Annotated in this window: 5 protein-coding genes; all 5 read left to right on the forward strand. The window is 40.4% G+C overall.

All coding sequences use genetic code 11. The features are described 5' to 3' along the window. The first annotated feature begins 113 nt into the window (after window positions 1–113). The 5 genes from FCL54_RS04535 (at window position 114) to FCL54_RS04555 (ending at window position 14,203) form a co-directional block, all read left to right on the forward strand. Window positions 114–5,243 (forward strand): GH92 family glycosyl hydrolase, encoded by a 5,130-nt coding sequence (locus FCL54_RS04535; protein WP_171016680.1) that lies wholly within the window; start codon window positions 114–116, stop codon window positions 5,241–5,243. 213 nt (window positions 5,244–5,456) lie between these two features. Then, the gene (locus FCL54_RS04540; RefSeq protein ID WP_138123667.1) at window positions 5,457–6,452 is read left to right on the forward strand and encodes a sugar-binding protein; all 996 of its coding nucleotides are present in this window, start codon (window positions 5,457–5,459) and stop codon (window positions 6,450–6,452) included. Next, a complete protein-coding gene (locus tag FCL54_RS04545) occupies window positions 6,449–7,921 on the forward strand; it encodes a sensor histidine kinase (RefSeq protein ID WP_138123669.1) in 1,473 nt (490 codons plus the stop codon). The genes FCL54_RS04540 and FCL54_RS04545 overlap by 4 nt, the downstream gene beginning before the upstream one ends. Further along, window positions 7,896–9,458 carry a response regulator gene (locus FCL54_RS04550; RefSeq protein ID WP_138123671.1) on the forward strand — a complete coding sequence of 521 codons (1,563 nt, stop codon included), beginning with the start codon at window positions 7,896–7,898 and terminating at the stop codon, window positions 9,456–9,458. Before FCL54_RS04545 ends, FCL54_RS04550 begins: the two co-directional genes overlap by 26 nt. A 275-nt stretch (window positions 9,459–9,733) precedes the next feature. Continuing rightward, window positions 9,734–14,203, forward strand: a complete 4,470-nt coding sequence (locus FCL54_RS04555) for a glycoside hydrolase family 2 TIM barrel-domain containing protein (RefSeq protein ID WP_246055135.1) — start codon at window positions 9,734–9,736, stop codon at window positions 14,201–14,203. The last annotated feature ends 203 nt before the right edge of the window (window positions 14,204–14,406 follow it).

Genomic DNA, 14,406 nt, shown 5'->3' on the forward strand with positions numbered 1-14,406 from the left:
TGTAAACACTTTATTAATTAAATTAAACAACTAAGTTTAAACATACATAGCTATTCTCAAAAAGAGGGAGGGATCTTGAAAAGTTTAAAACTATCAATCCAGGAGGGTAAAAAATGAAAAAACGGTACCGGTCGAGATTTTTCGTAGCCGCTTTATGCTTAAGTTTATTAGCTCCTATGTTACCTGTATCTCATGATCAGCTTGCTAAAGCCGAGGATAATGCATCCACTGACTTCTTTACCTCATTTGAAGAAGGAGATCCACAGCCAGACTGGGAAAGCACTGTTGAAACAGATGCTTCAGGAAATAAAAAATCATCAGGGGTAATTGGAAATGTACCATACGAAACAATTCAGGGGGATGTTACAGATCAAGTAAAAAAAGTGACAGCAAGCGCCAGTAATGCTCCGAATGAAATCGAGGCTAACTTAATTGATCGAAGCGCACAAACAAAATGGTTGGCATTTGAACCTACAGCATGGCTTCAGTTTCAGTTTGCGGAACCTCAAAAAATCGTAAAGTATGCTTTTACTTCAGCCAATGACGCACCTGGAAGAGACCCTAAGAGCTGGAAGCTTTATGGTTCGAACGACGGCGAGAGCTGGACAGAGATTGACAGCAGATCAGACGAAAGCTTTGAAAAACGTTTCCAGAGAAAAATCTATGAGTTTAATAATGATAAAAGCTATACCTATTATAAGTTTGATATTACGGAGAACTCAGGTGATGGGTTGACGCAACTGGCTGAAGTCGCCTTATCAAACGGTATTGATGCCCCTCCGCCAGTTCCGTCTGATATGAAAACACAACTGAGTGATGGTCCAACAAGCAGTTATACCGGAAAGACGAATGTTGGATGGTCAGGGAAAAAAGCTTTAACGTATGAAGGTGAACACACTCTAGATGGCCGTGCCTATTCCTATAATAAGGTACTCGATGTAAACATTAAGGTAGAGCCAGAGACAGCTCTTTCTTATATGATTCATCCGCAGTTTATGGATCAAGATCAATTGGACTATTCCAGCACTTACGTTTCTATTGATCTGGCTTTTACGGATGGTTCTTACTTGAGCGAATTGGATGCTGTTGATCAGCATGGTGTAAAGTTGGCTCCCCAGGAACAGGGAAAATCGAAAACACTTTATCCAAATCAGTGGAACTATAAAAAGTCTGTCATTGGTGAAGTTGCAAGCGGTAAAACGATTGATCGAATTCTAATAGCTTACGATAAACCTGAAGGACCGGGTGTCTTTAAAGGAAGCATCGATGACATTAAAATCGGAAAGAATACTATTAAAGAAGTAGTTTCAAGCCCAGCCGATTATGTGGATATTTTGCGTGGCACAAACTCTAACTCTACTTTTTCAAGGGGGAACAACTTTCCAGCCGTAGCAATTCCTCATGGGTTTAACTTCTGGACACCGGCTACAAATGCGGGAACAACAAGCTGGCTGTACAGCTACCAGCAATCGAATAACAGCAATAACCTTCCAGAACTTCAGGCATTCTCACTTAGCCATGAACCGAGCCCATGGATGGGTGACCGGCAGACCTTTCAAGTCATGCCTTCCGCTTCAACAGAGATGAGACCAACAGCTGATCGAAAAGAGAGGGCCCTTGCTTTTAAGCATGAGAATGAAATTGCCAAACCATACTATTATAACGTAAAGTTTGAAAATGGAATCCAAACAGAACTAGCGCCGACGAATAGAGCAGCAATGTTCAAGTTTTCATTTACCGGAAATACCTCCAATCTTATTTTTGACAATGTGAATAACAACGGAGGTCTTACGCTTAATCCGGACAGCAACAGCCTTTCTGGTTATACAGATGTCAGAAGTGGCCTTTCTGCAGGTGCTACACGGATGTTCATCTATGCTGAGTTCGATAAACCTGTAACAGAGAGCGGTAGATTAACAGGGGAGGACCGTGATAATGTTTCTGGCTTTTTCCGTTTTGATACCTCTAGTAGTGATAAAACTGTTACGATGAAAATTGCTACTTCACTACTCAGTGTTGAGCAGGCCAAAAAGAATTTGTCTCAGGACATTAAGGAAGATGATAGCTTTGAAGATGTTAAAGAAAGAGCGAAAGAGCTCTGGAATGATAAACTTAGCATCATTGAAGTTGAAGGAGCAAGTAAAGAGGAACTTGTAACACTCTATTCCAATATGTACCGGCTTTTCTTATACCCTAATATAGGATTTGAGAATACTGGTACAGAAGAAAAGCCAGTTTACCAGTATGCAAGTCCTTTCTCAGGTCCCACTGGCGAGAACACAGCCACAAAAACGGGTGCAAAGATTGTAAAAGGGAAACCCTACGTTAACAATGGATTCTGGGATACTTATCGAACCTCCTGGCCAGCCTATACGCTGTTAACGCCAACAGAAGCTGGTGAAATGATCGACGGGTTTGTCCAGCAATACAAAGATGGAGGGTGGATCTCCAGATGGTCTTCACCTGGTTATGCCAACTTGATGGTTGGAACGAGTTCGGATGTTGCGTTTGCAGATGCCTATTTAAAAGGAGTACGAAATTTTGATGTACCGGCTTTTTATGATTCAGCAATCAAGAATGCGGCAGTTGCAAGTGAAAACGCAAGTGTAGGTCGTAAAGGACTGGCCACTTCCATATTTGATGGCTATACTAGCACGGCTACAGGTGAAGGAATGTCGTGGGCAATGGATGGCTATATCAATGATTTTGCTATTGCCAATATGGCAAAAGTACTTTCAAAAAAGAATAAAGAAAATGAACAATATCAAGCAGATTATCATTACTATATAAATCGCGCCAAGAATTACGTGAATATGTTTAATTCTAATGTTGAATTTTTTATGGGGAGAGAGCCCTCTGGTGAATGGAGATCAGATCCAGACAGTTATAATCCAGAAGAATGGGGCGGAGATTATACCGAAACGAACGCCTGGAACATGGCGTTTCACGTTCCGCAGGATGGACAGGGACTTGCAAATCTTTACGGCGGCAGAGAGGAGTTAGCAGAAAAGCTCGATCAATTTTTCTCGACGCCTGAAACAGCTTTGCAGCCAGGCCATTATGGCGGTGTCATCCATGAAATGCGTGAAGCAAGAGACGTAAGGATGGGAATGTATGGACACAGCAACCAGCCATCTCATCATATCCCATATATGTACAATTATGCAGGCCAACCGTGGAAAACACAGGAAAAGGTTCGCGAGGTTTTATCACGTCTTTATATTGGAAGTGAAATCGGACAGGGGTATCCTGGAGATGAGGATAACGGTGAAATGTCTGCCTGGTATCTGTTTAGTGCGGCAGGGTTTTATCCGTTGCAAATGGGCCTACCTGAGTATGCGATCGGCGCGCCTTATTTTAAAAAGATGACGATTCATCTACAGAATGGAAAAGATCTAGTGATCAACGCACCAGATGTAAGTGATAAAAACCAATATATACAAAGCCTTAAAGTCAATGGAAAACTTTTTAATAAGCTAACGATTTCTCATGAGTTAATTGCACAGGGTGGAACACTGGACTTTAAGATGGGAGAAAAACCATCAGACTGGGGAACTGGAAAAGATGCACTTCCGAAATCGATCACGAGTACTTCTACCAACGGTTCATCCTTAGTACCTGATCCATTGCATGATTTGACAGATAAAACGGAAGGGGTTTCCCATCATAGCGACAAAGGTGTTGCAAAGTCCCTTTTTGATAATTCTTCTAATACAGAGATCTCTTTTGCTAATAAGAATCCGTGGATTCAATATTACTTCCCGGAGAGCCCTGAGCTTGCCCTCATGTACACTGTCACAGCAGGTGATGATGAGACACAGGCTCCGAAAGAATGGGTGTTAATCGGTTCGAAGGATGGAAAAAACTGGACTATTCTTGACGAACGGGAAAGGGAAGAATTTAAGTGGAACCATTTTACAAAACCATTTAAAATACAAAACCCTGGAAAATACTCTTATTACAGATTGATCGTTAAGGATAACGGAGGAAATGCTTCAACATCCTTAGCGGAAATAGAATTCCTTGGCTATTCTGATGTCGGTGATAAGTTTGATGAATTTGAAAAAATCTATAACACCTTTGCTGAGGAAGGAAAAGTAAAAGGAGCATTGAAAAAGAAGCTTGATCAAAGCTTACGGCAAATCGGTGACCAATTGGATAAGGAACATTTCGAACAGGCTATTAAGCATTCGGAAAAGTTTTTAAAACAATTAAGCGATAACAATCCTGGCTCAGTTTCTTCAGAAGTGAAAGAACAACTTGATGCAGATATCCACGCGTTAATGGAGTGTATTGCAAGGATTAGTTATACTGAAAAAAATAAACAACAGGAATATGACGGTGATGTCCAGCAGGTGCCTGTGTTTGAGATTTCCAATCTTAAAACGGAACAGGTCAACCCTGGAGAAAATGCATCAGTGTCCGCTGAAGTATCAAACATTGGATTTTTAAATGGGGAAAAACAAATCGACTTTTATTTTGATGGTGAACTGGTTGAATCTAAAACGATAACATTAGAAGCGGGTGATAAAGAAACCGTATCATTTTCCGTAAAAGCTGTAGAGCTAGGGATCCATCAAGTAAAAATTAACGAATTAACTGGAACATTAAAGGCGTTGTATATCGGAAAACCTGTATTATCACTCACCTTCGATGAAGAGAAAGGTGATACGGTCACAGATCACTCTCCATATGGACATGACGGCAAACTGTTTGAAAATGCAACCCTTGTAGCCGGCAAGTTCGGAAATGCTGTTAAATTAGATGGAGGATGGGTGGAAGTTCCGTCTTCAGAGCTTTTAAACGGCGGGGATGACTTTACTATTTCTGCCTGGGTAAATCTTGAAAATGCAACTAATGACCAAAAGTTGATCGGGAAAACCAGCATCGGGAACGGCTATGTGCTAGGTGTCAACAAAGGTCTTTATCCCGAAGTCTGGTCTGAAAACGGCCGCTATTCCTTTAACCAGGGGGAAGTTCCATCAAATGAATGGGCTCACCTTGCGATGACCTGGAGTAAGAATGGAAGAATAAAAGGTTACGTAAACGGCAAAGAAGTAGCTAACTCATCAGCTAGTTCAACGACCATTAAACCCAATGACATGCCATTGATTATTGGCGGTGCACCGTGGGGGCCATCAGGCCTTCAAGTCAAAGGTCTAGTGGATGAAGTGAAGATTTATAAAGAAGCTTTGACTGCTGAGCAGATTGGAAAGCTATACAATAATAATACCCTAGACTAAATATTAAAGGACTGATTCAAAACAATAAACGTTTTGGTCAGTCCTCTTTGTTTAGTTAGACAGGAATGGGCCAGGAAGGAATCGAAGAAAGAAGTGAGAGCAATTTACAAAGTAAGTGAAAAGGAACGGATTTACCTGAAGAATTCTCAATATCATTATAATGGTAAAAATTGTGATAAACTGGTATCAACAACTTAGAGGTGGAATGAAGAGATGGGTAGAATGATCGTTGGAGCTTGTATCACGTTATTTGTAATCGCTTTCTCATTTTTTGTTTATTTTTCTGTTAAAGCCTTTAATTTGGAAGCGACCCAGGCAAAGGAATCGTATTCAAAACCGAAATATCATCTTGTCCTTGTTCCGGAAGAAATTAATAACGATTATTGGAGGCTGGTTGAAAAAGGTGCACGCACGGCGGCGGAAGAGCTTGGGGTTACGTTAGAATATGCTGGACCGAAGCAAGCGAACCTTGAAGAGCATATTAATACCATTGAAATGGCCGCAGCTGCAAAGGTAGATGGCATTATGACTCAGGGTTTAAGTGAGGAGCAATTTACTCCATTAATAGATAGCGTTATTAAAAAAGGAACTCCAATCATTACAGTAGATACTGATGCTCCAAATAGTAATAGGATTTCTTATATCGGTACAGATAATTATTATGCTGGTTTATTGGCTGGCAAGGCCCTTCTGGCTGATACAGATGGGGAAATGAAAGTAGCGATTGTTACCGGTAGATTTGATGCAACCCATCAGAAACTGAGAGTACAGGGGTTTAAAGATGCGGTCAAGGAACAAGAGCGAGTTAAAATAGTCGCGATAGAGGCCTCTCAGATCACTAGAATCCAGGCCGCAGAAAAAACGTATAAAATTTTAAAAGAGCACCCTGATGTCAATGGTTTTTATGGGACCAGTGCACTGGATGCGATCGGTATATCACAGGTTGTAGAAAGTATGGGTAAGAATAACGATATGTATATCATTGGATTCGATGTCTTGCCTGAGACTGTCAATCTTCTTAGAAATAGAAAGATTGAAGCGACTGTTGTTCAAAAGCCTTATGAAATGGGTTATCAGGCAGTCGAAACGATGGTTAAAATTCTGGAAGGTAAAAAAGTAAGCGCAGTAAACCATACCGAAACAAAGGTGATTCATAATAAGGACCTGCCGTTACAGGAACATGAGATGATCGAGGGCGCTGGCAGATGATTCGTATTCGTACAAAGATTATGATTTTCGTTACTGTTCTTGTCCTTTTGGTTAATGGTGTAACCTATTATCTTTATCATAGCAGCCAGCAAACGATCGATGAGTATCATGACAGCTTTCAGCGGTTTATTATTTTAAATCAGATTTCACAACAGACGAGCCTTGTTTATGAAGCGCTAAATGCGTATGTAATCGAAAAGACCCCTGGATATCTAAGTGATTATCGAACGGAACGAAAAAGATTGCTATCAGAAAAAGAGAAGTTGATCGACAGGGTGGAAAATGCTGATAACTATCTTACAGTTACAAACTATTACAATATGATCGACAGTTTTTTAGAAGAATGTGAGATTACGGTTAAAGCGCTTGAAGAACAAAATTTGAATCAATATTCCTTTCACATAAATGAAGCGTCCAAAGTGTCCCGTTTTATCCAGGATACTACGTTAAGCCTTTTAAATAGTGAGTTAACAGGTTATCAAATTTTTTACCATGCGATGGAAAAGAAAAATGTTTATCTTCAAGCAATGGGAATTTCCTTATTTATTTCTACTATTCTACTAAGCCTATTAACAGCACTCTGGTTTTCTAAAGGACTTACCAGGCCAATCAGTCATCTTTCTTCTTCAGCCAGGAGAATATCAAAAGGGGATTTTTCTGGTAAAGATGTACAAGTAAACACAAATGATGAAATGCAGCTGCTTGCTGGAACGTTTAATAATATGAGAAGGAATATTCGAGAGCTTATTAAAGAAATCAAAGATCAATCTGAACTCGACCGTCTGCTGAAAGAAATGGAGTTAAAAAGCTTACAAAGCCAAATCAACCCTCATTTTCTTTTTAACACATTAAATACTGTTTCAAGATTGGCTTACCTTGAAGGCGCAGATAAAACAAGTGACCTGATCGGATCGGTTTCTGCCTTGCTACGGTACAACCTTGGGAATCTGGAAAAGCCAACAGTCTTAAGAGATGAAGTAAGAATCGTAAAGGAATACTTTTTCATCCAACAAACAAGGTTTGGAGACAGGGTGTCCTTTGAATCGGCGATAGATGATAGCTGTCTCGATGTTTCAATTCCTATCCTGACACTCCAACCCATTGTAGAAAATGCTTTTATTCACGGTATCGAATCCTATGAACACGACGCCAAAATCGGACTGAATGTTTATTCGAAAAGCGGGCAAGTAATACTTGAGGTCTGGGATAACGGAGTTGGAATGGATGGAGATGAAAGGGCTCGTTTGTTGAGTAGAGATGACAAGAAAGAGAAACATCTAAAGTCACACGGGCATTCAACAGGACTTGGAATGAAAAACGTCATTAAACGATTGGATATCTTTTATAAAAATCAGTGCGAAATTGAAATTAGTTCTGAAGTGAACGAGGGAACAATCGTCAGAATTAAATTGCCATATACTGTCGAAAGAAGGGGAGAACAGTATGCTTCGAATTATGGTAGTCGATGATGAGCGGATAGAGAGAGAAGCTTTGAAGATGATTATTAAAAGGGAGATAGATGACGCAGAAATTGTTGGTGAAGCCGGGAACGGTCGCCAGGCGATAGATATAGCAAATGAAAGAAAACCGGATTTAATTTTGATGGATATTAAAATGCCTGGCATTGATGGGGTAGAAGCTGTTAAAGAAATAAAAAAACGCCAGCCGAGATCCCGGTTTATCATGATTTCGGCATTCAATACGTTTGAGTATGCAAAAGAAGTGATGCAACAGGGTGTAAAGGAATATTTATTAAAGCCGAGTAAAAAGCAAGAGGTTGTTGATGCGATCCTTCGTGTTAAGAAAGAGATCATAGAAGAGCGAAGAGAGTATAATGATAAACAAAAGCTTGAACAGCGTTTTAACAAAGCGCTACATTTTATGCAATCAGAATGGAGCATTTCTTTGCTTGTCGATCATGTTCAAGAACTGGATTTGAACGAATGGGGAGAGCTCCTTGAGATTGAGATAAAATGCGGTTATGCGTTTGTTGTTGAATTAAAGGAAGATACTGACAAAGAGGCATTTTTGCAATGGCTGAAAGGATTTGTTGATGAACATTCTCCAGATGCTTCGTTGCTCAGCCCTAACCATGATGAAAAGCTTCCTGTCTTTTTTTTAACAGACAAAATCGATGGAAACGATAAAAATGATTTTAAAGCTCATATATTACCTTTTATCCGAAATCTGATCTACCATTGTGAACAAGACTTTCGATTTAGGCCGCATATCGGTATCGGCATGCCTTATGACTCTGTTCACCAGATCAGCAAATCGTATTATGAAGCATTGCATGCTCTCGAAAGAATGGATCCAGATGAACAGGTAACGTATTTGTTTTCAACGGAAGAAAGTGCCAAACAGAACGCCTCGATGCTGTCGTTTCAGAAAGAAAAAAACATGCTTGAAACGATAAAAAACGGGGATCTGTCGAGTGCGATGCAAAAATTTGAGTTTTATCTTAACGATCTTTCGGAAGATGCTTCAGTAGATCTAGAGAAATTTGCTTTTTCGTTGAATGAATTTTTTATTATCGCAACAAGAATGATCAATGACTTAGGCATTCCGATCGACCGTTTTACGCCGTTTGAAAGTGATGTTTCAAAGCAGGAACTGGAGAATAAGAGTGTGCAACTGTTAAGGCAAATAGTTGAAAAGATTCAAACATGGCGCCTGGTTCAGGCAAAGGGCAAGCTTGAAAATGCAAGTGAATATATTAGAGATAACTACGAAAAGTCGCTTACACTAGAGACAGTAGCAAATTATGTAGATTTAAGCCCTTACTATTTAAGCAAACTGTTTAAGGAGAAAAAAGGAATTACTTTTATTGATTATTTGACCGAAATACGAATCGAAAAAGCGAAGGACTTTATGCTCGATCCGGAGGTAAGCTTAAAAGAGATTTGTTTCAAGGTAGGCTACAAAGACCCGAATTACTTTAGCCGTGTGTTCAAGAAAAAGGTGGGCAAAAGCCCAAAGCAATTCAGGACGGTATTGCAACCATAATTCAATATCCACAAAAGAGGTGGGGTCTGACCCCACCTCTTTTGTGGATAAACGAGACTTTATGACTATAAAGTTCAGGAAAAGATAGATAATATCCATCTTTTTACATGGATTGATTTTCCTGTTTTTTGCAAAGAGGAGGGTAGAGGTAGGAAACGCTTACATGATATCGAAGTTAAAAATACAGCAACAATCTACCTACTTAGTTAATTAAATTAATAAAGTTGGGAGGGAGAAAAGAAACGAAGGTAACATACTTAAAGGAGGGCATGATATTGAAAAGGTTTAAGAAGGTTTCATCTTTGATATTGGCGTCTTTGATTGTGATTAGTGGAATAAATATGGACGCGTTGGCAGAAGGAAATGAAGATTATCCGGAATGGAATAATAATCCTGAGGTTTTTGAAGTGAACAGGGAGCCCGCGCATGCAACGTTAATGCCGTACAAGAATGTTAACGCAGCACTAAAGGGAGAGAGGACAAAGTCAACCCATTATAAAACGTTAAATGGAAAATGGCGTTTTCATTTGTCGGACAACCCGGAGGAACGTCCTGCAGATTTTTACAAAGAAGATTATGCCGTGACGGATTGGGACAAGATTGAAGTCCCAAGCAACTGGCAGCTTAAAGGATACGATTATCCGATCTATACGAATATAACGTATCCATGGACTGGATACGAAAAACCAGCTCCACCGAAAGCGCCGACTGTTTACAATCCGGTTGGATCCTATAAGCGAAGCTTTACTGTTCCAGGAAATTGGAAAGGGGAAAAAGTCTATATTTCATTCCAGGGTGTGGAGTCTGCTTTTTATGTATGGGTAAATGGCAAGAAGGTAGGTTACAGTGAGGACAGCTATACGCCTGCTGAATTTGATATCACAGATTATCTTAAAAAAGGGAAAAATACGCTCGCTGTAGAAGTTTACCGCTGGTCAGACGGAAGCTGGCTTGAGGATCAGGATTTCGCCCGGTTAAGCGGTATCTTCCGTGACGTTTACCTGTATTCGACACCGCAGGTTCATATGGAAGATTTTTCGGTGACAACAGATCTAGACGAATCTTATGAAGATGCTACATTGGCAACAGAAGTTAAGGTAACTAACAATGGAAGCAAAACAAAGGGTAAGTATGCAGTCGAAGGAACTCTATACGATGCAGATCAAAAAAAGGTCAATAAAGATCCCATCGAAATGAAAGTCGATTTTAACGGAAAATCAGATGTAACGATCAACCAGGAACAACTTTTTGAAAAACCGTTAAAGTGGTCTGCTGAAGATCCTAACTTATACACTTTAGTTCTTGCCCTTAAAAATTCTAAGGGGAAAATTGTGGAAACAGTGAGCACGAAAGTCGGATTCCGTGAATTCGAGTTGAAAGACGGGCAAATGCATATTAACGGAAAATCGATTGTGTTTAAAGGGGTAAACCGCCATGAAACAGATCCGGATAGAGGAAGAGCAATAACAGAGGAACGAATGATCGAGGATATTAAGCTGATGAAAAAGTTTAATATTAACGCTGTTCGTACTTCCCACTATCCAAATCAACCTAGATGGTATGAATTGGCGGATGAATACGGACTTTACCTTATAGATGAAACGAACCTTGAATCCCATGGTGCAAGAAATCAGCTTCCGGCAAGTGATCCGCAATGGCTGCCTGCCTCCATGGACAGAGTGAAAAGTATGGTTGAGCGGGATAAAAACCATCCTTCTGTATTGCTATGGTCACTCGGTAATGAAGCCGGGGGTGGAAACACATTCAAGGAAATGGCAGAGTGGATCCATGAAAATGATCCGACAAGATTGGTGCACTATGAAGGAGACAATCGCTGGACAGATGTTGAAAGCCACATGTATCCCAGCGTAGAAAGTGTGGAAAACTGGGGTGAAAATCATCCTGAACGACCATATATCATGTGTGAATATGCCCACGCGATGGGAAATAGTGTTGGTAACCTTTATCAATACTGGGATGTCATCGATGAGTATGACAGCCTTCAGGGCGGTTTTATCTGGGACTGGGTCGATCAAGGTTTAAGATGGCCAACCCCTATTAAAAAAGTGGTCTCAAATGAGAGCAGTAATGATTTAGCTGGAGAATTGTTTGGAGACACTGTGGAAGGTATTAATGGACAGGCGATTGATGGCTATGTGACTTTACCGGATGCAGATTCTTTAGACATTACAGGAAAAGCGCTGACGCTTGAAGCATGGGTGAAGCCAGAGCCAACAAGCGGGCATAGTCCTTTTATAGCCAAAGGTGACACTCAGTATGCTATTAAACAAAATGGGGATAAGCTTGAGTTTTTCGTGTATGATCAATCGAATTCATGGGTGACCGTTGAAGCGCCAATTCCTGCTGATTGGAATGGAAACTGGCATCAGGTTGCAGGTGTTTACGATGGAACATCCCTAAAGTTATATGTAGATAACGAGTTAAAAGGCGAAAAGGAATTCTCGGGTGAGATTTCCAGCAGTTCTTATCCGGTCAATATCGGGAGAAACGCTGAAAAAGGAAGGACTTCGAATGCTGTCATTGATCAGGTTCGAATTTACAACAGTGCGCTAACGCATGAAGAACTGAAAGACGATAATAGAGCTCCTTCTGATGATACCGTTCTCTGGATGGACTTTGACAATGTTACGGAAGAACAGTATGAGCAAAAAGAATATTTTGCATACGGTGGAGACTGGGGAGACAATCCGAATGACGGTAACTTTCTTGATAATGGTCTTGTGTTCCCGGACCGAGAAATCCAACCAGAACTGTGGGAAGTAAAGAAAATCTACCAAAATATTGAAATGGAAGCAGCAGACTTAGTGGAAGGAAAAATCAAGATAAAGAATGAGCATTTGTTTACAAACATCAATGCTTTTAATGCAGAATGGGAATTAAAAGCTGATGACAAAGTCATTCAAAATGGAACACTTTCTGATATTGATATAAAGCCTGAAGAAACAAAGACAATTAACGTACCGTTTGAAAAGCCTGAACTTGAAGAAGGCGTTGAATACTGGTTGAATATCAAATTTAGCTTGCCAGAGGATACGATGTGGGCTCAAAAAGGGCATGAAGTTGCAACCGAACAGTTTAAAGTGCCATTTAGTGTACCGGTGCCTGAAGCAGTAAAGCTTAAGGATATGTCTGATGTATCAGTGAATGACAGCGACCAAACTGTAGAAGTTAAAGGTTCAGATTTTGAAATTACAGTTGATAAGGAAAAAGGAACACTGTCCAGCTTTAATTTTAAAGATACGGAACTACTGAAAACCGGTCCTGAACCGAATTTCTGGAGAGCTCCAAACGATAACGACAAAGGGAACGGTATGCCTTCAAGAACAGAAACATGGCGCGATGCAGGTGAAGACCGAGAAGTTAAAGATGTAGCTGTAACAAAACTTGGTTCAAAAGCTGTAAGAATAGATGTGAGCGCTGTTCTGCCGACAAAAAACCAATCTGACTACAATGTTTCCTACATTATCTATGGAACGGGTGAAGTTACGGTGAAAAACACCTTGATTCCTGGAAACAGCCTGCCGGAAATCCCGGCTTTAGGAACAGAATTGACGTTGCCTGAAGAATTCGAAGCGATGACCTGGTATGGGAGAGGACCTTTTGAAAACTATTGGGACCGGAAAAAAGCAGCCGATGTTGGCCTTTATGAAAGTACGGTGGATGACCAGTTCATTCCTTACCTGGAGCCTCAGGAAACAGGAAACAAAACGGACGTTCGTTGGGTTACTTTTACAAATAAAGAAGGCGTCGGTTTAATGGCTACAGGACAGCCTTTACTTGAAGTAGGTGCCTTGCATTATACAGAGGAAGACCTTGAAAATGCGAGTCATCCATATAAGCTTGAACGAAAGGACAATATTATTGTTAGCCTGGATTACAGGCAGATGGGTGTTGGCGGTGACAACAGCTGGGGAGCAAGGCCGCATCCGGAGTTTACGTTATACGCTAACAAACCTTATTCTTATAGTTATCGTCTAAACCCTATCTCAAAACAAGATTCTCCGATGGATTTAAGTAAACGGGTCATTACTGACGAGCTGGTAAAAGAGATTAAGGTGAATGGAAATCCGTTAGAGAACTTTAATGCAGAAATTACGGATTATAACCTGGATTATTTAAATGGAACAATTTCTGAAGTTCCGACTGTAGATGTCACCCCGGTAAATGATGATGTAGAAGTGGTGATTGACGAAGCTGATGGCCTTCCGGGAACCACAACGGTTACTGCCAGATCAAAAGATGGAATTCTGGAAAAAACGTATACAATCGATTTTAATATTGTCCCATATTTGTACTTGAGTGATACCGATTGGGTGAGTGCACGTGCTGGATGGGGTTCAGTGAATAAGGATAAATCGGTTGACGGAAACCCGATCACCTTAAAGACAGAGGATGGGGAAAAGATTTTTGAAAAAGGGATTGGAACCCACGCCAATTCGGAAATCATTTATGATATATCCGGTAAAGGATATAAAAATTTTGAAGCAAGAGTAGGCGTAGACCAGGAAATGAAAGGCAGAACGCTGGCAAGCATTGTTTTCGAGGTTTACCTTGATGGGGAAAAAGTTTATGATAGCGGCTTAATGAAAATCGATACCCCTTCGAAACAGGTAAATATTAATCTGGAAGGCAAAAAAGAGTTGAAATTGGTTGTTACTGACTCTGGTGACAATAACTCTGAAGATCATGCCGATTGGGCAGACGCAAAATTTACCGCTGAATAGGATAAGTTATGAGGGACCCTGGAATGTGAGATTCTGGGGTTCCTTTTTGCCGTAGAGAAAGTTGAATGCTCAACTTCGTTAAAAAATTAGGAATATCGTCAAGTACAACTACGCCGCCGGCCTTCCCTTTAACCGATCGGCGGATTTTCTCTACTAATTTTAATTAAATGAAAGCCCTTCCACAAAATAGTGAAGGTGATGAC

The sequence above is a fragment of the Exobacillus caeni genome, from assembly GCF_005747095.1.
Lineage (GTDB): Bacteria > Bacillota > Bacilli > Bacillales > Guptibacillaceae > Exobacillus > Exobacillus caeni.